Annotated in this window: 20 protein-coding genes; 17 read left to right on the plus strand and 3 right to left on the minus strand. The window is 70.8% G+C overall.

All coding sequences use genetic code 11. The features are described 5' to 3' along the window. Window positions 1–12: 12 nt before the first annotated feature. On the minus strand, window positions 13–1,287 hold the full coding sequence (locus FV227_RS16405) for an FAD-dependent oxidoreductase (protein ID WP_147859456.1): 1,275 nt from the start codon (window positions 1,285–1,287) through the stop codon (window positions 13–15). Window positions 1,288–1,487: 200 nt separating this feature from the next. Between FV227_RS16405 and FV227_RS16410 the strand changes: the two genes are divergently transcribed. Both FV227_RS16410 and FV227_RS16415 read left to right on the plus strand, forming a co-directional pair. After that, a complete protein-coding gene (locus tag FV227_RS16410; RefSeq protein ID WP_147729540.1) occupies window positions 1,488–1,814 on the plus strand; it encodes a type II toxin-antitoxin system PrlF family antitoxin in 327 nt (108 codons plus the stop codon). Between the two features lie 3 nt (window positions 1,815–1,817). Further along, window positions 1,818–2,303, plus strand: a complete 486-nt coding sequence (locus FV227_RS16415; protein WP_147729539.1) for a type II toxin-antitoxin system YhaV family toxin — start codon at window positions 1,818–1,820, stop codon at window positions 2,301–2,303. Window positions 2,304–2,403: 100 nt separating this feature from the next. On the opposite strand, the gene phnF is transcribed toward FV227_RS16415, so the two are convergent. Then, entirely contained in the window at window positions 2,404–3,165 is a 762-nt protein-coding gene (phnF, locus tag FV227_RS16420) for a phosphonate metabolism transcriptional regulator PhnF (RefSeq protein WP_147859457.1), read from the minus strand. A 77-nt stretch (window positions 3,166–3,242) separates the two neighbouring features. On the opposite strand from phnF, the gene phnG reads away from it, so the two are divergent. The 12 genes from phnG (at window position 3,243) to FV227_RS16475 (ending at window position 13,411) form a co-directional block, all read left to right on the plus strand. Further along, window positions 3,243–3,722 carry a phosphonate C-P lyase system protein PhnG gene (gene phnG, locus FV227_RS16425; protein WP_281406281.1) on the plus strand — a complete coding sequence of 160 codons (480 nt, stop codon included), beginning with the start codon at window positions 3,243–3,245 and terminating at the stop codon, window positions 3,720–3,722. After that, entirely contained in the window at window positions 3,722–4,339 is a 618-nt protein-coding gene (gene phnH, locus FV227_RS16430; protein WP_147859459.1) for a phosphonate C-P lyase system protein PhnH, read from the plus strand. The genes phnG and phnH overlap by 1 nt, the downstream gene beginning before the upstream one ends. Window positions 4,340–4,343: 4 nt before the next feature. Next, on the plus strand, window positions 4,344–5,462 hold the full coding sequence (locus tag FV227_RS16435; RefSeq protein WP_147729597.1) for a carbon-phosphorus lyase complex subunit PhnI: 1,119 nt from the start codon (window positions 4,344–4,346) through the stop codon (window positions 5,460–5,462). After that, window positions 5,459–6,550, plus strand: a complete 1,092-nt coding sequence (locus FV227_RS16440) for an alpha-D-ribose 1-methylphosphonate 5-phosphate C-P-lyase PhnJ (RefSeq protein ID WP_246686436.1) — start codon at window positions 5,459–5,461, stop codon at window positions 6,548–6,550. The genes FV227_RS16435 and FV227_RS16440 overlap by 4 nt, the downstream gene beginning before the upstream one ends. After that, entirely contained in the window at window positions 6,547–7,320 is a 774-nt protein-coding gene (gene phnK / locus FV227_RS16445) for a phosphonate C-P lyase system protein PhnK (RefSeq protein ID WP_147729897.1), read from the plus strand. Before FV227_RS16440 ends, phnK begins: the two co-directional genes overlap by 4 nt. Continuing rightward, the gene (phnL, locus tag FV227_RS16450; RefSeq protein WP_147859460.1) at window positions 7,317–8,024 is read left to right on the plus strand and encodes a phosphonate C-P lyase system protein PhnL; all 708 of its coding nucleotides are present in this window, start codon (window positions 7,317–7,319) and stop codon (window positions 8,022–8,024) included. Before phnK ends, phnL begins: the two co-directional genes overlap by 4 nt. Window positions 8,025–8,071: 47 nt before the next feature. Continuing rightward, window positions 8,072–9,214: an alpha-D-ribose 1-methylphosphonate 5-triphosphate diphosphatase gene (locus FV227_RS16455; protein WP_147729705.1), complete on the plus strand. Its 1,143-nt coding sequence runs from the start codon at window positions 8,072–8,074 to the stop codon at window positions 9,212–9,214. Continuing rightward, window positions 9,214–9,756 carry a phosphonate metabolism protein/1,5-bisphosphokinase (PRPP-forming) PhnN gene (gene phnN, locus FV227_RS16460; RefSeq protein ID WP_187274845.1) on the plus strand — a complete coding sequence of 181 codons (543 nt, stop codon included), beginning with the start codon at window positions 9,214–9,216 and terminating at the stop codon, window positions 9,754–9,756. The genes FV227_RS16455 and phnN overlap by 1 nt, the downstream gene beginning before the upstream one ends. Window positions 9,757–9,892: 136 nt before the next feature. Next, a complete protein-coding gene (locus FV227_RS16465; RefSeq protein ID WP_147729214.1) occupies window positions 9,893–10,441 on the plus strand; it encodes a PepSY domain-containing protein in 549 nt (182 codons plus the stop codon). A gap of 129 nt (window positions 10,442–10,570) precedes the next feature. Next, window positions 10,571–10,714 carry a hypothetical protein gene (locus FV227_RS29100; protein WP_187274846.1) on the plus strand — a complete coding sequence of 48 codons (144 nt, stop codon included), beginning with the start codon at window positions 10,571–10,573 and terminating at the stop codon, window positions 10,712–10,714. A gap of 412 nt (window positions 10,715–11,126) precedes the next feature. Continuing rightward, entirely contained in the window at window positions 11,127–11,675 is a 549-nt protein-coding gene (locus FV227_RS16470) for an HNH endonuclease (RefSeq protein WP_147729215.1), read from the plus strand. A gap of 446 nt (window positions 11,676–12,121) precedes the next feature. Continuing rightward, window positions 12,122–13,411 (plus strand): NAD(P)/FAD-dependent oxidoreductase, encoded by a 1,290-nt coding sequence (locus FV227_RS16475; RefSeq protein ID WP_147859462.1) that lies wholly within the window; start codon window positions 12,122–12,124, stop codon window positions 13,409–13,411. 194 nt (window positions 13,412–13,605) lie between these two features. Here the strand turns inward: FV227_RS16475 and FV227_RS16480 are convergent, their stop codons facing one another. Further along, entirely contained in the window at window positions 13,606–13,905 is a 300-nt protein-coding gene (locus tag FV227_RS16480) for a hypothetical protein (protein WP_147843592.1), read from the minus strand. 416 nt (window positions 13,906–14,321) lie between these two features. Here FV227_RS16480 and FV227_RS16485 point away from each other — a divergent pair, with 416 nt between their 5' ends. The 3 genes from FV227_RS16485 to FV227_RS16500 all read left to right on the plus strand — a co-directional run. Further along, window positions 14,322–15,524 carry a site-specific integrase gene (locus tag FV227_RS16485; protein ID WP_147859463.1) on the plus strand — a complete coding sequence of 401 codons (1,203 nt, stop codon included), beginning with the start codon at window positions 14,322–14,324 and terminating at the stop codon, window positions 15,522–15,524. Window positions 15,525–16,213: 689 nt separating this feature from the next. Beyond that, entirely contained in the window at window positions 16,214–17,242 is a 1,029-nt protein-coding gene (locus tag FV227_RS16495; protein WP_058192496.1) for an IS110 family transposase, read from the plus strand. A 554-nt stretch (window positions 17,243–17,796) separates the two neighbouring features. Beyond that, window positions 17,797–18,778, plus strand: a 982-nt coding sequence (locus FV227_RS16500; protein ID WP_147859465.1) for a glycoside hydrolase family 16 protein, incomplete at its 3' end; no start/stop codon positions are given.

Here is an 18,778-nt window from a genome sequence, read left to right on the forward strand (position 1 = left end):
GGTGCCGCTTCCCTACAGAAAGCGGCCGGGGTCGAACGGCGCCAGCGGGATCTCGGGCGCCTCGCCGCCGACGAGCTGGGCGACGAGGCGCCCGGTGCGCGCCGACCCGACGAGGCCGACATGGCCGTGGCCGAAGGCGTAGACCACGTCCCCGGTGCGGCGGGCGCGGCCGATGCAGGGCCGCCCGTCCGGCATGCTCGGGCGATGGCCGAGCCACATCCGGATCCGCTCGGCCGGCACGGTCGCGGGCAGGTCCGGGAACATGCCGGTCAGGTGGTCGCGCAGGATCTCGGCGCGCTTCCAGTTCGGCGCCGCGTCGAGCCCGGCGAACTCGACCTGGCCCGCCGCGCGCAGGCCGCCGTCCATGGCGTTGACCACCATCTTGGCGTCCGAGGCCATCACCGGGGTGCGCGGCCCCGCCTCGGCACCGGCGATCATCACGTGGTAGCCGCGCTCGCTCTCCAGCGGCAGCCGGTCGCCGAGGCTCGCGGTCAGCGCGCCCGAGCGGGCGCCGGCGGCGACCACCGCCCGGTCGCACGGGATCGCGCCGGCCTCGGTCTCCACCGCGACGAGCCGACCCGCGTCGAGGCGGAACCCGGTGGCGCGGGTGCGGGCGTAGGTCGCGCCGCGGGCGCGGGCGAGGTCGGCGAGCCCGGCGACGTAGCCGCCCGGGTCGCGGCAATGGCCCGCCTCCTCGACCATCACCCCGAAGGTGTAGCGGCGATGCAGGGTCGGCTCGCGCTGGCGCAGCTCGTCGGCCGAGAGCTCGAGCCATCGCACGCCGACCGCGCGGCGGATCGCCCAGGCCGCGGCGTCGGCCGCGAAGGCCGCCCGGTCGGGATAGACGTGCAGCAGGCCGCGCCGCTCGATCAGGTGGCCGAGGCCGGCCTCCTCGGCGAGGCCGGCATGGAGGCGGGGCGCATCCGCCAGCAGGGTGCGCATCGCCCGCGCCGTCTCGGCGATCTGCCGCCCGGTGCGCGCCGCCCAGATGTAGCGCACCAGCCAGGGCAGCACCCGGGGCAGGTAGCGCCAGCGGATGGCCAGCGGCCCGAGCGGGTCGGCGAGGTAGGACGGCACGCGCTTCCAGATGCCGGGCTCCGCCGGCGGGATCACCGAGTGCGACGAGAGCCAGCCGGCATTGCCGTAGCTCGACGCCTGCTCCCCGCCGGGCACGCCCGGATCGACCACCGTGACGCGATGGCCGGCGCGCAGGCATTCGAGCGCGCTCACGGTCCCGACCGCCCCCGAACCGATGATCACGACGTGGCGGGCCGATGGCTCGGTCATGGGTTGCGTATCCTGCCGGGGGGCGCGTGCGCCTCGCATCCGGGGTCAGTAGTCAACCCGGGCACCTGCGAGCAACGCCGCCCTCGGCGGCCCTGCCCATGCCGGGGAGCATAGGGCGTCGCCTTGCGCCGCGACGCGCTTGCTTCGAAGGCTGCCGACGAGGGAAGGGAAATTCCTTACCTCAAGCCGCCGAGGCCGCGATGGGTCCCCTCGTACGAGAGCGCAGCAAGATCACCGCGAAGGGCCAGACGACCGTCCCGAAGGTCGTGTGCCAGGCCCTGGGCGTCAGCTACGGCGGCGAGATCGCCTACGTCGTCGACGAGGGCGGCGTGCGCCTCACCCGCGTCGAGGTCGAGGAGGCGGACCCCGTGATCGAGGGATTCCTGGCCTTCCTCGCCCAGGACATGGCGCGCCGGCCGCAGGCCATCACGCCCTTCCCCGCCGATCTGATGGAGCGCATGTCGGCCCTCGCCGAGGGGATCGACGCCGATCCCGGCGCGGACATCGACGGTCCCGTGGCACTCTGATCGATGACGGTCGTCGGCGCGTGGACGATCTTCGCCCATCCGCTGCTGCTCGACCAGCTCGAGACGCTGACCGCCACCGTGGAGAAGGCCAAGGCCGACGACCCGGACGGGTACCGCAGGACCGCCAACGCGAAGCTGCTCGCGGTCTTGCGGAGATTGATGTTCGAGACCGTCCCGCAGGACCCGTCCCGGGCCGAGTACCGCCAGGGCGACCCCCTCGGCGCGTCCCGAAAGCATTGGTTCCGGGCCAAGTTCGGCAACGGCCGCTTCCGCCCGTTCTTCCGCTACGACAGCCGGACCAGGATCCTGATCTATGCGTGGGTGAACGACGCGGAGACGCTGCGCACCTACGGCGCGAAGACCGACGCCTATGCCGTGTTCGAGCGGATGCTCGACAAGGGCCATCCCCCCGACGATTGGGCGACGTTGCTCGCGGCGGCGTCCGCAGGGCCGCCGAAAGCGCGCCTGAAGACCGCAGCAGCGAAATAGCCGACCGACGGTCCGCAAGGGCGCCCCTGCCGGGCGCTTCGCGCGCAGGAGCGGCACTCAGGCCTGGTTCAGTCCCTCGTCGCGGCCGGCGGCATCGCCGCTAATCCACCACCAGCTCGACCCGGTCGGCGACGAACACGGAGGCCGCGGCCAGGATGCGTTTGCCGGCGGCGTCGACGTTGACGCTGGCGACCGTGAGCAGGGTCCGCCCCGGCGCCACGTCGAGGCGGCTGGCCTCCTCCGCGGTGGCGGTGCGTGCCCCGATCCGCGTCGAGAGGCGGGTGTAGTCGGCGATGCCGAACCCGGCGAAGGCGCGGGTGATCGAGCCGGAGGCGGCGTAGGCCTCGGCGAAGCCGGCGAAGCGCGGCAGCGGCAGGGCGATCCGCGCCGCCGAGATCGGGGCGTCGTCGGCCCGGTGCAGGGTCAGCATCTCGATCACCGGATCGCCGGCCGCGAGCCCCAGGGCCTCCGCCGTCTCGAGGCTCGCTGGCACCGTCGCCGCCGCGACGAGGTCGCCCCAGGCCTGGCGGCCGGCCCGGGTGACGATCTCGGAGAACCGGGTGCGCGGCCCGATCGGATAGGGGATCGGCCCCGGCTCGACGAAGGTGCCGCGCCCCTGCGTCGCCCGCACCAGGCCGCGCTCGGCCAGCGTCCCAAGGGCGCGGCGCACGGTGTGGCGGTTCACCCCGAACCGGGCCGCCAGCGCCGCCTCGGTGGGAAGCTGGCTGCCGGCCGGAAATTCGCCGCCCGCGATCGCGCCGCCGATCGCGTCGGCGATCTGGCGCCACGCGGCCAGGCCCGCGCCGCGCTCGACGGGGCCGGCGCGGGCGGATGTCACCGGGGTGTCGCTCGCCTCGTCCATGACGGATCGCATCGTCCCTTGCGTCCACGATTGGATTTGTCTATATCTATAGACAAATCGGAGGCCTTCGAACGCGAATGCCGCGCGCCAGCCAAACAGCACCCGACCCGGCAACGCCAGAGGTCGAAGCCCGTCGCGCCGCGATGGCGCGTGCCGGGGCGGCCTCGCTCGCCGAGCTCGAGGCCGTTCTCGCCGAGACCGGGCTGTCCTGCGAGGCCGAGGATCTACGCGCGCCCGAGACCGGCCTCGTCATGGCGCGCGGCCGCATCGGCGGCGACGGGCGCGCCTTCAACGTCGGCGAGGCGACGGTGACCCGGGCGGCGGTGCGCCTGTCCGGCGGCGAGACCGGCTTCGCCTACCATCTCGGCCGCGACCGTCCGCGCGCCCGGCTCGCCGCGATCCTCGACGCGCATTGGCAGCACCCGGCGCGGCGCGGGGCGGTCGAGGCCGCCCTGGCGGGGATCGCCGAACGCCGCGCCTCGGAAGCGGCCGCCGCGGCGCGAAAGATCGCGGCGACGCGGGTGAACTTCTTCACCCTGGCGCGGGGCGAGGATTGATGGCGCTCGCCCGCGGCTTCGCCGACCCGGTCCACGACGCGCAAGGGACGTTCCGCACGCTGATGGATGCGCTCGCCCGGCCGGGCCGCATCGGGCGGCTCGCAAGCGACCTTTCTCCGCCCGCCCCCCTCACGCCCGAACTCGCCGCCGTCGCGCTGGCGCTGACCGATGCCGACACGCCGGTCTGGCTCGACGCGCCGCTCGCCGCGAACCCGGCGGTGGCCGCGTTCCTGCGCTTCCACACCGGCGCACCGATCGTCGCCGAGCCCGCCGACGCGGCCTTCGCGCTGATCGCGGATCCTGCCGCCTGCCCGCCCTTCGCGGCGTTCGCGCAGGGCTCGCCCGACTATCCCGACACCTCCGCCACCCTGGTGCTGGCCCTCGACCGCCTGTCCGAGGATGGCGCCGCCTTCAAAGGTCCCGGCATCCGCGGCCGCATCCGGCTCGCCGCCGCGCCGCTGCCGGCGGACTGGCCGGCGCGCCTTGCGGCGAACCACGCCGCCTTCCCGCGCGGGCTCGACCTCGTGCTCACCGCGCCGGGCGTCGTCGCCGGGCTGCCGCGCTCGTCGCGGCCCGTCCCTTCGGCCGCCCCTTCGCCCGTCCCTTCGGAGGCGTAGACCGATGTACGTGGCGGTGAAGGGCGGCGAGGCCGCGATCGACAACGCCCACCGGCTGCTCGCCGAGACGCGCCGGGGCGACCCGTCGGTGCCCGACCTCACCGTGGCGCAGATCCGCGAGCAGATGCGGCTGCTGGTCGACCGGGTGATGACCGAGGGCTCGCTCCACGATCCGGATCTGGCCGCGCTCGCCCTCAAGCAGGCCCGCGGCGACGTCGTCGAGGCGGTGTTCCTGGTCCGCGCCTACCGCACCACCCTGCCGCGCTTCGGTGCCACCCTGCCGGTGGAGACCGCGGCGATGGCGGTGGCGCGCCGGGTCTCGGCGACCTTCAAGGACCTGCCCGGCGGGCAGGTGCTCGGCCCGACCTTCGACTACACCCATCGCCTGATCAATTTCTCGCTCGCCGAGGGCATGGTGCCCGAGCCCGGCGCGGAGGCCGAGCCCGGCCCGGACGCGGCCGCCTGCCCGCGCGTGACCGACTTCCTCGGCGAGGCCGGCCTGATCGAGCCGTCGCCCCGGGACGAGGGCGCCCCCGTCGGCGACCTGACCCGCGAGCCGGTCGACTACCCGGCCGACCGTGCGGTCCGGCTGCAGACGCTGGCGCGGGGCGACGAGGGCTTCGTGCTGGCGCTGGCCTACTCGACGCAGCGCGGCTACGGCCGCACCCATCCCTTCGTCGGCGAGGTCCGCTTCGGCACCGTGGCGCTGGAGCTCGTCCCCGAGGAGCTCGGCTTCCCGGTGCAGCTCGGCGCCGTGGCGATGACCGAGTGCCAGATGCTCGCCCAGTTCCACGGCGGCGGCGACGTCCCGCCCCGGTTCACCCGCGGCTACGGGCTCGTCTTCGGCCAGGGCGAGCGCAAGGCGATGGCGATGGCCCTGGTCGACCGGTCGCTGCGCGCGGCCGAGCTCGGCGAGGCGCTGGTCGCCCCGGCGCAGGACCAGGAATTCGTGCTCGCCCATTGCGACAGCCTGCAGGCGACGGGCTTCGTCGAGCACCTCAAGCTGCCGCACTACGTCGACTTCCAGGCCGAGCTGGAGCTGCTGCGCCGCCTGCGCGCCGAGCACGCCGCGCGGACGGGAGAGTCCGGGCCGGACGAAGCGCTTCGGGAGGCCGCCGAATGAGCACGCCCGCCGCGCGGCCGGAGACCGGCTACAACTTCGCCTACCTCGACGAGGGCACCAAGCGGATGATCCGCCGGGCGATCCTCAAGGCGATCGCGATCCCCGGCTACCAGGTGCCCTTCGCCGCCCGCGAGATGCCGATGCCCTACGGCTGGGGCACCGGCGGGGTCCAGGTCACCGCCGCGATCCTGGGGGCGTCCGACGTGCTCAAGGTGATCGACCAGGGCGCCGACGACACCACGAACGCGGTCTCGATCCGGCGCTTCTTCTCGGCCACCGCCGGCATCGCCACCACCACGCGGACGGTGGAGGCCACGGTGATCCAGACCCGCCACCGTATCCCGGAGGCGCCGCTGAGGGAGGGCCAGGTCTTGGTCTACCAGGTGCCGATCCCGGAGCCCCTGCGCTTCCTCGAGCCGCGCGAGACCGAGACGCGCCAGCTCCACGCGCTCGCCGAGTACGGGCCGATGCACGTCAAGCTCTACGAGGACATCGCCCGCCACGGCCACATCGCCACCACCTACGCCTACCCCGTCGAGGTCGCGGGCCGCTACGTCATGGACCCGTCGCCGACGCCGAAGTTCGACAACCCGAAGATGGACGACTGCCCCGCCCTGCAGCTCTTCGGCGCCGGCCGCGAGAAGCGCATCTACGCGGTGCCGCCCTACACGCGGGTGCGCAGCCTCTACTTCGAGGACCATCCCTTCCAAATCCAACGCTTCGACCGCCCCTGCGCCCTGTGCGGGGCGGACGACGCCTACCTCGACGAGGTCGTCCTCGACGATGCCGGCGGGCGGATGTTCGTCTGCTCCGACACCGATCATTGCGAGGACCGGCGCCGGTGCGGGTTCGGGCCGGCGGCTCCCCCTCCCCCCTCTGCGGGGGAGGGGGAGCCGCGGAGCGGGTCGGGAGAGGGGAGCGCGGTATCCGGCACTGTCGCTCCCCTCTCCCGACCCTCGCTCACGCGAGGCCCACCCTCCCCCGCACCCAAGTCGGGCCTGCCCGACTTGGGCACACGGTGTGCGGATCTCGGGCAAGTCCGAGATCCGCCGGGGGGAGGGAAGAACGGAGCGGAGGAACGATCATGACCGCCCCCCTGCTCACGGTCTCCGGCCTGACCAAGCGCTACGGCGCGCGCACCGCCTGCGACGGCGTCGGCTTCACTTTGGAGGCGGGCGAGGTGCTGGCGGTGGTCGGCGAATCCGGCTCCGGCAAGTCGACCCTGCTCGGCCTGGTCGCCGGCGAGGTCGCGGCGGATGCGGGCTCGGTCGCCTACCGGATGCGCGACGGCGCCAGCCGCGACCTCGCGACCTTGAGCGCGGCCGAGCGCCGGGCGCTGATGCGCACCGACTGGGGCTTCGTGCGCCAGGACGCGTCGCAGGGCCTGCGCATGGCGGTCTCGGCCGGCGGCAACGTCGGCGAGCGGCTGATGGGCGTCGGCGAGCGCCATTACGGCCGCATCCGCGCCACCGCCCTCGACTGGCTCGGCCGCGTCGAGATCGCCGCAGACCGGATCGACGACCCGCCGACGCGGTTCTCCGGCGGCATGCGCCAGCGCCTGCAGATCGCCCGCAACCTCGTGACGAGCCCCCGCCTCGTGCTGATGGACGAGCCGACCTCGGGCCTCGACGTCTCGGTGCAGGCGCGCCTGCTCGACATGGTCCGCGGGCTCGTGGCCGAGCTCGGGCTCGCGGTGATCATCGTCACCCACGACCTCGCCGTCGCCCGCCTGCTCTCGCACCGGGTGCTGGTGATGCGCCACGGCCGGGTGATCGAGACCGGGCTGACCGATCAGGTCCTCGACGACCCGCAGGCCGCCTACACCCAGCTCCTCGTCTCCTCGGTGCTCGCCGCATGACCCCGCCGCTGATCGCCTTCGAGGACGTGGGCAAGCGCTTCACCCTGCACCTGCGCGGCGGCACGATGCTGCCGGTGATCGCGGGCGCGAGCCTCGCCGTCGCGGCGGGCGAGTGCGTGGTGCTCGGCGGCGCGTCCGGCACCGGGAAATCCTCGCTCCTGAAGATGGCCTACGGCAATTACCGCTGCGAGCACGGCGCGATCCGGATCTGGGACGGAGCCCGCACGGTGGACGTCGCCACGGCCGAGCCGCGCGCGATCCTGGCCCTGCGCCGGCACGTCGTCGCCTACGTCTCGCAGTTCCTGCGCGTGATCCCCCGCGTCGGCGCCCGCGCGATCGTCGAGGCGGCGGGCATCGAGGGTGGCCTCGACGCCGATGTGGCGCGCGCGCGCGCCGCGGCGCTGCTCGCGCGCCTCGACCTGCCCGAGCGCCTGTGGGACCTGCCGCCGGCCACCTTCTCGGGCGGCGAGCAGCAGCGGGTGAACATCGCCCGCGGGTTGATCGCCGACCGGCCCCTCGTGCTGATGGACGAGCCGACCGCCTCGCTCGATGCCCGCAACCGCGACGTCGTGATCGCGCTGATCCGCGAGAAGCGGGCGGCGGGCGCGGGCATCCTCGGCATCTTCCACGACGCCGACGTACGCGAGGCGGTGGCGACGCGGATCGTGGACGTGGCGGATTTCCGCGCGCCGATCGCGGCATGAGAGGGCGCGGCATGAACGGGCGCGGCATGAGCGGAGACGGCGGAGCGATGGCGGACCGGGTCGAGATCCTCGAGAACGCGCGCCTCGTCCTGGCCGACCGCGTCGTCGACGGCTGGCTCGCGATCGTGGACGGCCGCATCGCCGAGCACGGCGCGGGCCGGGCGCCGGAGCGCGGCCGGGACCTCCGCGGCGACCACCTCGTCCCCGGCCTGGTCGAGCTGCACACCGACCACCTGGAAAGCCACTACGCGCCGCGCCCCGGCGTGCGCTGGCATCCGCTGGGCGCCGTGCTCGCCTACGATGCGCAGATCGCCGCCTCGGGGATCACCACCGTGTTCGATTCGCTGCGCGCCGGCACCGACCCGGACGGCAGCGGCCTCGGCTCCGAGCTCGACGCGCTGGCGCAGGCCATCGCCGACGCGCGCGCCGCCGACCTGTTCCGGGCCGAGCACCGGACGCACCTGCGCTGCGAGATCCCGTCGGCCGACGTGATCGACACCGTCCGCGCCTTCGTCCGGCGTCATCCCGTCGGCCTGATCTCGCTGATGGACCACACGCCGGGGCAGCGGCAGTTCCGCGACATGGCGAAGTATTATCAATATGCCGGCCGCGGCGGCCGGCCGATCGAGGCGATCCGGGCCGGCACCGAGCGCAAGATCCGCGACGGCGCCGCGCTCAACGCCCGCAACCGCCCGATCCTCGTGGCGCTGGCCCGGGAGCAGGGCATCCCGCTGGCGAGCCACGACGACACGACGCTGGCCGACGTCGCCCAGTCGCGGGCCGAAGCGGTCGCGCTCGCCGAGTTCCCAACCACCCGCGAGGCGGCCGAGGCTTCGCACGCGGCCGGCATCACCGTGATGATGGGCGCGCCCAACCTGATCCGCGGCGGCTCGCATTCCGGCAACGTGGCGGCGCACGCTCTCGCCGAGGCCGGCCTGCTCAGCATCCTGTCCTCCGACTACGTGCCGGCGAGCCTGCTGATGGCGGCGTTCCAGCTGCCCGAGCGCGTGCCCGGCATCGACCTGGCCGCCGCCATCGCCACCGTCACCGCCAACCCGGCCCGCGCCACCGGCCTCGACGACCGCGGCCGGATCGCGCCCGGCCTGCGCGCCGACCTCGTCCGCGTGCGGACGGCGCAAGGGGTGCCCGTCGTCCGCGAGGTCTGGCGCGCCGGCGCGCGGGTGGTGTGATGGCGGGCGGCTTCGTCCTCGTGGTCGGCCCGAGCGGGGCCGGCAAGGACACGGTGATCGCCGCCGCGCGGGCGCAGCTGGCCGGCGACCCGCGCTTCGTCTTCCCGCGCCGCCTGGTGACCCGGCCGCCCTCGGCGCACGAGGACAACGCCGAGATCGCCGAGGCGGAGTTTTCCCGCGCCGCCGCGGCCGGCGCGTTTCCCCTGCATTGGCGCGCGCACGGCCTCGGCTACGCGATCCCGGCCGAGGCGCTGACCGAGGCCGAGCAGGGGCGGGTCGTGGTGTGCAACGTCTCGCGCCGGGTGATCGAGGCGGCGCGCCGGACGCTCCCCGGCGTCCATGTCGTAGCGATCACGGCCGCCCCCGAGATCCTGGCCGCACGGCTTGCCGCCCGCGGCCGCCCCGAGGACGGCGACCTCGCCGCGCGCCTGGCCCGCGCGGTCCCGGCGGAGGCCGACGACACCGTCGCCAACGACGGCGACCGCCGCGTCGCGGCGGCCGGCTTCGTCGCGATCCTGCGCGACCGCGCCGGACGCCGCTGACCGTCTCGACGCGGCGGCCGGCGACGCGCCGTGGCCGCCGGCGAGAGCCTGGACAGGTCTTTCGATGGGCAGGCAACCAAGCGGCGGTCGATCGGTTATTCGGGCCACCATCTGCATTGGGAAAGAAGTCGACGCCATGCCGAACCGTCTCACCCTCACCGCCGGCCTGATCGCCGCCGGCCTGCTCGCCGCTCCGCTCGGCCTGACGCATGCGGCCAGGGCCGAGTCCGACCAGAAGGAGTTCCAGCTCGCCAAGACCACCAAGGTCGGTCTCGCCCAGGCGCTGACCACGGCCGAGGCCCAGGGCGAGAAGGGCCGCGCCATCGACGCGGATTTCGAGAAGGCGGACGGCAAGAACCCGACGCATTACAGCATCAAGGTCGTCTATCCGGACGGCAAGCTCGTCGAGTACGGCATCAATGCCGACAGCGGCGCGCTCTACAAGACCGAGAACCAGCCGATCGAGCGGTACTTCACCCGCCTCAAGCCGGCCGATTTCCAGAACGCCACCACGTCGTTGAAGGACGCGCTGACGATCGCCGAGCAGAAGGCGGGCGGCGGCAAGGCCTACGAGGCCGAGGTCGAGCGCGACGGCAAATCGGTGCAGTACGAGATCAAGGTGGCGCTGGCCGACCGCGAGCAGACCGTGAAGGTCGGCCCGGACGGCAAGGTCGTCGGCGACTGATCGCCCCGGTGCGCGGCGCGGCGCCGATCGGTGCCGCGCCGATCCGCGGATCGTGATACGGGGTCTGCCGGAGGCCGGATCGATGGCGGACCCCGAGCTCAGATCTGAACGGCCGCGAGCCATGCTGCGATGAACCCGACCGCCGTCGCCGTCATGCTCGGCATCGCCACGGGCGCGATCTCCCTGCTAGTGTTCGCGATCGTCGACGGCCACCCGCTGCTCCTGGCCAGCATGGTCGCCGTGTTCATCGCGATGTTCGTGCGCTGGGGCTGACGCGCCCCCTCGTCCCGGCAGCCGTCGGCTTCGAAGACCCCGTCGATCCACCGATCTGTGGGTGCGGCGTCGGCCGCGACAGGGCGGAGCTTCACAAGGCTGTCACGCTGCTATTAGACTAAGCCCCGATGGAGAGGGCCTTTTCGTCACTTCGCGAAGGGCTGGGATCGACCGGATTGGCACCCGGACCCCGCCGCGAGCCGGATGTATCCGCCCCAGCCGGTCGCCGACCGCGCCCGGCGCGCCACGCGTGTCCCATGCCTCCGGCCGAGACGGTGCCGCCGCCGGGCCGCCGGATCCCGCGCCCGGACGCACGAGAGCCCCATCCCCCCGTCGACCCTGTCCTCGGGACAGCGCGCAATGTCGATCTCGCGCGTTGTCCCGTATGGCTTTCGTTCGAAGAGTCGCGCCGATGATGGATCTCCAGACCCTCGTCCTCAACGCGGATTACCGGCCGCTCTCCTACAACCCGCTCTCGTTGTGGAGCTGGAAGGACGCCTTCACCGCCCTGTTCCTCGACCGCGTGACGCTGGTGGCGAGCTACGACGTCGAGGCGCGCAGCCCGAGCCGGGCGCTCCGGGTGCCGAGCGTGGTGGCGCTGAAGAACTACGTGACGCTGGCCCGCAGCCCCGCCTTCACCCGCTACAACATCTACCTGCGCGACAGCTTCTCGTGCCAGTATTGCGGCCTGCGCCTGCCCTCGGGCGGCCTGACCTTCGACCACGTCAACCCGCGCTCCCGCGGCGGGCTCTCCACCTGGGAGAACGTCGTCGCCGCCTGCAGCCCGTGCAACCTGCGCAAGGCGAACCGCACCCCGCACGAGGCCGAGATGCCACTGCTGACTGAGCCGCGCCGCCCGACCCGCTACGAGCTGCACCACCGCCAACCCGAGTTCGACCACCGCGACTACCACCACACCTGGCTCGACTACCTGTACTGGGACAGCGAGCTGGAGAGCTGATCGGGAAAGGAGCGCGCATCCGGTCTCATCGGCACCGGCCGATGGGACCGCGTGGAGCGTGCGTCCTGAGACGCGTTCGGGCCGGTTCCCTGGCCGTGATCGGGCTCCGAGACGGGAGCGCCGAGGCCGATCCGGGCGCCGCGCGGCCATGTCGACTTCACGAGGTCGTCGGTGTAGGGGCCCCGCTCCTGCGCGAAAGCTGTATCGGCACGGCCGAGAACGGCCAGGACGGCAACCCAGCAAAGCCGCTGCACCCGCATCATCCGAGTTTCCTCCGAGGTCGAGGGCGAACCCTGAGCTGACCGGGTTCGGCCGAGCGGATCGGCAGCGGTTCCGTCGCCCCCCGGAGGCCGGGTCCGGTCGCGCACCGAGCGAACCGCGGCGCGGTGGCGCGCGTTCGAGCATCGACCGGACCGATCCGGGACGACCTCGAGGATGGAACCGGCATGGCAGAACCGACCCGCATCGTGATCGTCGGCGGCGGCATCGCCGGGATCACGGTGGCGACCGGCCTCGGCCGCCGCCTCGGCCGGAGCGGGGCGGCGCAGGTCACCCTGGTCGACCGGGCCCTGTCCCATGTCTGGAAGCCGATGCTGCACACCTTCGCCGCCGGCACCGCGCTGCCGGACCGGCAGAAGCTGAGCTTGCTCGCGCAGGCCAAGGCCAACCATTTCCGCTTCCGGCTCGGCTCGCTGCAGGCCGTCGACCGTGCCGCGCGGCAGCTGACCCTCGCCCCCTTCGTCGCGGAGGGCGACGGAGCGGCCCTCGCGCCGACGCAGCTCGGCTACGACGTGCTGATCCTCGCCCTCGGCAGCCGCGCGAACGATTTCGGGACGCCGGGCGTGGCCGAGCATTGCGCCACGATCGACGACCTCTCCGACGCGGAAGCGCTGCACCGGCGCCTGCGCGGGCAGGTGCTGGCGGCGCTGCGCTCGGAGGCCAGCCTGCGGATCGCCATCGTCGGCGGCGGCGCGACCGGCGTCGAGTTCGCGGCCGAGCTGAAGCACGCCGTCGACGTGATCGCCGGCTACGGCACCGGCGCCTTGCGCGAAAAGCTCCGCCTCACCCTGATCGAGAGCGGCCCGCGCCTGCTCGCCGCCTTCCCCGATCGCGTCTCCCGGGCCGCGGCGGCCACCCTGGCCGACCTCGCGGTCGACGTGCGCACCGGCGCCCTGGTGACCGGCGCCGACGCCGCGGGCTTCACGCTGAAGGACGGCGGACGGATCGAGGCCGACATCAAGGTCTGGGCCGCCGGGGTGCGCGCGCCCGCGGTGCTCGCCCGGATCGAGGGGCTCGACCGGTCGCGCACCGGCCAGCTCGTGGTCGGCGACACCCTCCAGGCCACGCGCGACCCGGCGATCTTCGCGCTCGGCGACTGCGCCGCCTGCCCGCAGCCCGGCGCGGGGCATCCGGTGCCGGCGACCGCGCAGGCGGCCCACCAGCAGGCCCGGCACCTCGTGCGCCATTTCGAGGCGTGGCGGCGCGGCGGCGCGATGGCGCCGTTCCGCTTTCGCGACAAGGGCGCGCTCGTGTCCCTGGCCGACTACAACGGCTGGGGCACGCTCGGGCGCTACACCTTCGGCGGCGGCCGCCTGCGCGGCCTGTTCGCGCGGCTCGCCCACGACCTACTCTACCGCCGGCACCAGGTCGGCCTGCTCGGCCCGTTCCGCGGCGCCCTCGCCTGGCTCGCCGACGACCTCGCCCATGCCGTCGGGCCGCCGGTGCGGCTGGATTGAGACGCCCGGCTCCGGGATCGGCCGGACGGGCACGTCCCCGTGCGACGTCGAGCCTGCCGTCGGCCGGCCGCATTCCGGCGTCGGACCGGCTTATGCCGGCCGCTCTCCATCGTGCGGAGACGGCGCGATCAGGCCGGCCGAGCGGAGGGTGGATCGGGGCCGGACCGGGTGCCGCGGGGGGGGCGTGTCGCGGGTCAGCGGTCCAGGGGCTGGCCGTCGCGGGGCGTGATGCCCTGCGAGCGCAGCTGTTGGTTCTGCTCGTTGATCTGGATCGGGTCCACGCGACGCTGCGGCGCGCCCGGCAGCGTGATCGACGGACCGGCGACCGATTGCGCGGCAGCGGAGGGCGGGCACAGCAGCTGGCAGATCGGCACGTTGTCGGCGGTCGAGGAGCATCGCGCGACGGCGGTTCCCTGGACACAGGTGCAGCTGCACAGGGCGAGCGCCGGGACGGGCGCGATCGTGATGGCAAGCGCGAGGATGACGGTTCGCATGTCGCTGGTCCTGGGTGGCGCCGCCGGAGCCTAGAGCATCATTTCGCCCGAGGCGCCATCATCCGCCATCCGCGCGGCCGACGGGGATCGGAGCCCGAGGATCGCACGGACCGACGCGGCGCCGGCATCTCGTGGAGCGATCCGCGACGCCGGTCGCCGAGGCGCTTCCGAGGATCGAACGCCTGCTGGGTCCGACGACCCGCCCCGAGCCGTCGTGACGATTGGTGGGCGGTGACGGGCTCGAACCGCCGACCCTCTCCGTGTAAATCAGATGTTTGGAGAGATAGCGACGCCATCGGCCGCTTATTATTTGCCAGTGGCGCTTGTTGCCTCTTACGTTTTTGCTGATACCCTCTCCTTCGAACGCGGCGGCCACGAGGGCGCGCGTACTGGCTGCTTACAATACGCTTACCAGCATGCGCCTCACCAACCAGTCGGCAGCGGCCCTGAAGGTGCCGGAAGGCAAGCTCTACGTGCTGGCCTTCGACGACGACCTGCCGGGCTTCGGCATGCGGGCTAATGCCGGCGGGTCGCGGGTCTGGATCGTCCAGTACCGGAACGCCCTGGGACAGTCGAAGCGGGAGAGCCTGGGCCGGGTCGGCGTGCTGTCGGCGGCCGATGCACGCCGCGCCGCCGCGGAGAAGCTGGCGCGGGTCCGGCTTGGCGGAGATCCTGGCGCCGAGCGCGAGCAGGCGCGCAAGCGAGCCGCCGTCACCGTCGGGTCGAAGGTCGACGCCTACCTTGAGAGGCTGTCGGATCGCATCCGGGCGACCGGCCTGCGTGAGTCGACGCGATACATGCGGCTGTCCTGGTCACCGCTGCATCGAATCCCCGTTGCCGAAGTGACGCGCGCCATGGTCGCCGAGCGGCTGAACGTGATTGCGAAGACCTCGGGCCCCTACGCAGCGAACCGGGCGCGCACGACGCTCTCGGCTTTCTACGGATGGCTGATCGAGGAAGGCCTAGCCGACGTGAACCCGGTGGTCGGCACGCGGAAGCCGATCCAGGATGAGAAGCGGCAGCGCGTGCTAAAGCCGGAGGAGATCCGCGCTGTCCTTGGCGCGCTGCCGGCGGGCGACTTCGGCCGCGTGGTGCGCCTGCTGCTGCTCACGGGCCAGCGTCGCGACGAGGTAGCGGACATGGCCTGGGCGGAAGTCGATCTGGCAGGGGCCCTATGGAGCATGCCGGGCGAGCGGACGAAGAACGGGCTTGCGCATGACGTGCCGCTGTCCGCCGCGGCGCTGGCGATTCTGGCAGAAGCGCCACGGATCGAGGGGCGTGATCTCGTGTTCGGTTCCGGTGCCGGCGGCTTCCAGGGATTCACCAGGGCGAAGGCGGCGCTCGACAAAGCCTGCGGCGTGACAGGGTGGCGGCTTCACGATCTACGCCGAACGGTTGCCACCGGCATGGGCAACCTTGGGGTGCTTCCGCACGTGGTCGAGGCGGTGCTGAACCACATCTCGGGCACGAAGGCCGGTGTGGCCGGCGTCTACAATTATGCCCTCTACAACCCAGAGAAGCGGACGGCCCTAGATCTTTGGGGACGGTACCTTGCGACTTTCGATCCATCGATCCAATTCGCCGCGACGGACACCGTAGCAACGTTCGCTAATTTGTAGAAGTGGTGGACCGTTACCTCGACGGCACATTTGGCGCAAAGTCGTCGATGAAATGCCAAGCTCGCGTGAAACATCAGTAAGCCGAATGACAAAACGGGATGGGTCTGCGGCCTGCATTATGCCTTCCTATTCCAAATATAAATCCAGGCCTTCCTTACGAGATCGGCGGCATTCCTTGAAGAACGAGTAAACGTAAGAGGGGATAGCATTGCTTGCGCTCGGCGACCGTGTATCAAGGCACTATCGAGCCGCGGTCGGAGGCCGGCTCGATGGCGCTAAACCATCATGCCTACGGTGACCTCCGTGTCTTGTAAGCTCCCTCAGCCGGGCGCAAACGGCGAGGATTGTCAAGCAGCATCTTGCAGAACGTCGAGATGACTAGTTCGTCGAATAAACCGCTTCATTGTAGGCGCTCGTGCAATTGAGCGATCAGATATCAACGTGTCAATTATCACGAATCGCCGGCTTCGTTGATCCTCGGTGCCGGCCCGGTCATCGTCGCCATCCGAGGCTTAAAGCCGGGCTCTTTGCGCAACACGCTCTCACGCCCTTCCAGACCACAAACGCGTTCTTACACCCTCCACCCAAAGCAGATGGGGTGGATGGCTCCCGCTCCGACTGACGGCATCTCGGTGCCAAGATGTGGTTGCTGTCAAAGCAGCAGCCACGCAGATGCAGGAGCCATCCCCATGGAGATCACCACCGTCGGCATCGATCTGGCCAAGAGCATTTTCCAGGTTCACGCCGTTGATGCAGCTGGGCACGTCGTCGTTCGCAAGGCGCTACGCCGGGCGCAGGTCGTGCCGTTCTTCGCCAAGCTGCCTCGATGCCTGGTCGGCATGGAGGCGTGCGGAACGTCCCATCACTGGGCCCGGGAACTGACGAAGCTCGGCCATGAGGTTCGGCTGATGCCGCCCGCTTACGTGAAGCCGTATGTGAAGCGCGGTAAAACCGATGCGAACGATGCCGCTGCCATCTGCGAGGCGGTGACGCGCCCGAGCATGCGCTTCGTGCCGGTGAAGTCGACCGAGCAGCAGGCAGCGCTGGCGCTGCACAGGACGCGCGACCTGCTGGTCAAGCAACGTACGCAGTTGGTGAACATGATCCGCGGCCTGCTCGCCGAGTTCGGGATCGAGATGGCGCGGGGCCTGCGGCACGCGCTCGAACTGGCAGCCCGGCTCTCGGCCGGAGACGCAGCCGAGGTGCCACCACTGGCGCAACGCGTGGTGACCGGGCTGGCCGATCAGATCGGCGCCGTACAGATCCATCTCACCCGGCTGGAGAAGGAGTTGTTGGCCTGGCATCGGGACAGCGACCTGTCACAGCGCCTGGCGACGATCCCCGGTGTCGGCATCGTCTCGGCAACGGCGCTGGCCGCCTCAGTGAGCGAGCCCGAGCGCTTCCGCTCCGGTCGGCAGTTCGCAGCTTCGTTGGGGCTGACACCGCTGCAGAACTGCAGTGGCGGCAAAGAGCGCATGGGCCGGATCTCGCGCATGGGCGACCGCTATCTGCGCCGCCTGCTCGTGGTCGGCATGACCTCTCTGGTCCGGCGCGCGAAGGCTGCGCCGACGTCGGTCGACCCACGGCTGCCGGCGCTGCTCCAGCGCAAGCCAGTGCGCGTGGTAACCGTTGCGGCGGCCAACCGCACCGCACGGGTCGCCTGGGCGATCATGACCCGCGGCGGCACCTACCGCGCACCAGCGGCCACGGCCGCCTGACAGCAGGAAGGGGAGCACTTTTCCGAGTTGCGAGGACGATGAGAGTTGATGGCGAACCGGTCAGACCGGGAGCCGGGACACCCCGCTGAATGTCCAGGGCATCATAGCCCGCAAAGCAGAGTGGGACCCAGCTCGCGGATACCATCAGGGCCAGCAGTCACAAGAACGACTGCATCAACAGGCCGGACACAAGACTGCACCCGACCAACGCGTCAGAAGCTCAATTCGCCGCTTGCAATGCGGGAGCCATCCACACAGGACACTCGCTGTCAGGACAGAGGGGGACCTCGTTCCTTGAACGCTATGTCGGGATCGATTTGATCGTTATCCCGTCATTAGATTTCCAGGCGCACAATCCCGACAAGCACCGTGACTCCGATGGACGATTTTGAGGCGCATAATTCACGCACCCAGGAAACGGTCCTTTTTTCCCAATTAACGAATCGTTTTTCTAAAAATGCTTACGTCTCACAATACGGATCATTTTAAGTAGTTAGAAGGAGATTTTTGATTTTTCTGCGTACTACTGCGATAATTCTGCAGTGGGGTGGGCTATGCTGGATCTGACTGGTTACAAGCTGACGTTTGATGACGAGTTCAACACGCGCAGCATTTCGCAAACCGGCGCCGGTACCACATGGGCTGACATCCGCTCTCAATGGCGCTTCGATGCCAACTCGGATATTGGGTTTGGACATTCCTCTTTCGTGGACCCAGCCTCCGGCTACGACCCGTTCAAAGTTCAAGGCGGCGTGCTGACCATCACCGCCGTTGCAGACAAGACTGCCTCGGGCTATTCGGGCAGTTGGGAGTCAGGGCTAATCAACACGCAGGGTAACTTCTCGCAGACCTATGGGTACTTCGAGATGCGGGCCGATCTTTCAGACGCGAAGGGCGCCTGGGATGCCTTTTGGCTCTTGCCAGACAAGGCTGCGGCCAATCCCAACCACTTGTCTGGCTGGCAGGAACTCGACGTCGTCGAGCACTACGGCGGCAACGACAAAGGTGTCTACAGCACGATCCACACCACGGATCAGACGCCTAACATCCCCTGGCAGCAGAACCGGCAGGTCTACAGCGAGACCGCGCAGGCCAGCGGATATCACACCTACGGAATGGATTGGCAGAAAGACAAAATCAGCTTCTACGTAGATGGAAAGTTCGTTGGCTCGCAGGCAACGCCTAGCGATATGACAGGGCCAATGTATCTGGTGGCTAACCTCGCTACGCAGAATGACGCGGATGCGGCCGGCGTCCCGATCACGACGAAGATCGACTATATCCGGGCGTACTCCAACAACCCAAACGCCGTTGCGGTAACCCAGGATCCTGTATCGGCGCCTGATGGTCAGGATCCCGGTCTTTATGGTGCCACCAGCACTAATCATCCCCTTCCATCCAAGGCAGATTCGACACCTACCTCAACGAGCATTGGTTCGGGCTCGGATCAGCTGATCTTCAAGATCAGCGAGGACGCCTACAAGGGCGACGCGCTCTACACCGTCTCGGTCGATGGCAAGCAGATCGGCGGCACGC

Origin of the sequence: Methylobacterium sp. WL119 (assembly GCF_008039875.1) — a bacterium.
In the GTDB taxonomy this organism is placed as follows: domain Bacteria; phylum Pseudomonadota; class Alphaproteobacteria; order Rhizobiales; family Beijerinckiaceae; genus Methylobacterium.

What these genes read in the sequence shown, in the direction of transcription:
- FV227_RS16480 (WP_147843592.1), bottom strand. Translation starts at nt 13,905, where the DNA reads ATGCGAACCGTCATCCTCGCGCTTGCCATCACGATCGCGCCCGTCCCG.
- FV227_RS16415 (WP_147729539.1), top strand. Translation starts at nt 1,818, where the DNA reads ATGACGGTCGTCGGCGCGTGGACGATCTTCGCCCATCCGCTGCTGCTC.
- FV227_RS16495 (WP_058192496.1), top strand. Translation starts at nt 16,214, where the DNA reads ATGGAGATCACCACCGTCGGCATCGATCTGGCCAAGAGCATTTTCCAG.
- FV227_RS16470 (WP_147729215.1), top strand. Translation starts at nt 11,127, where the DNA reads ATGATGGATCTCCAGACCCTCGTCCTCAACGCGGATTACCGGCCGCTC.
- phnK (WP_147729897.1), top strand. Translation starts at nt 6,547, where the DNA reads ATGACCGCCCCCCTGCTCACGGTCTCCGGCCTGACCAAGCGCTACGGC.
- phnN (WP_187274845.1), top strand. Translation starts at nt 9,214, where the DNA reads ATGGCGGGCGGCTTCGTCCTCGTGGTCGGCCCGAGCGGGGCCGGCAAG.
- FV227_RS16455 (WP_147729705.1), top strand. Translation starts at nt 8,072, where the DNA reads ATGGCGGACCGGGTCGAGATCCTCGAGAACGCGCGCCTCGTCCTGGCC.
- FV227_RS16440 (WP_246686436.1), top strand. Translation starts at nt 5,459, where the DNA reads ATGAGCACGCCCGCCGCGCGGCCGGAGACCGGCTACAACTTCGCCTAC.
- FV227_RS16485 (WP_147859463.1), top strand. Translation starts at nt 14,322, where the DNA reads ATGCGCCTCACCAACCAGTCGGCAGCGGCCCTGAAGGTGCCGGAAGGC.
- FV227_RS16410 (WP_147729540.1), top strand. Translation starts at nt 1,488, where the DNA reads ATGGGTCCCCTCGTACGAGAGCGCAGCAAGATCACCGCGAAGGGCCAG.
- phnL (WP_147859460.1), top strand. Translation starts at nt 7,317, where the DNA reads ATGACCCCGCCGCTGATCGCCTTCGAGGACGTGGGCAAGCGCTTCACC.
- phnG (WP_281406281.1), top strand. Translation starts at nt 3,243, where the DNA reads ATGCCGCGCGCCAGCCAAACAGCACCCGACCCGGCAACGCCAGAGGTC.
- FV227_RS16405 (WP_147859456.1), bottom strand. Translation starts at nt 1,287, where the DNA reads ATGACCGAGCCATCGGCCCGCCACGTCGTGATCATCGGTTCGGGGGCG.
- FV227_RS29100 (WP_187274846.1), top strand. Translation starts at nt 10,571, where the DNA reads ATGAACCCGACCGCCGTCGCCGTCATGCTCGGCATCGCCACGGGCGCG.
- FV227_RS16435 (WP_147729597.1), top strand. Translation starts at nt 4,344, where the DNA reads ATGTACGTGGCGGTGAAGGGCGGCGAGGCCGCGATCGACAACGCCCAC.
- FV227_RS16465 (WP_147729214.1), top strand. Translation starts at nt 9,893, where the DNA reads ATGCCGAACCGTCTCACCCTCACCGCCGGCCTGATCGCCGCCGGCCTG.
- FV227_RS16475 (WP_147859462.1), top strand. Translation starts at nt 12,122, where the DNA reads ATGGCAGAACCGACCCGCATCGTGATCGTCGGCGGCGGCATCGCCGGG.
- phnF (WP_147859457.1), bottom strand. Translation starts at nt 3,165, where the DNA reads ATGGACGAGGCGAGCGACACCCCGGTGACATCCGCCCGCGCCGGCCCC.
- phnH (WP_147859459.1), top strand. Translation starts at nt 3,722, where the DNA reads ATGGCGCTCGCCCGCGGCTTCGCCGACCCGGTCCACGACGCGCAAGGG.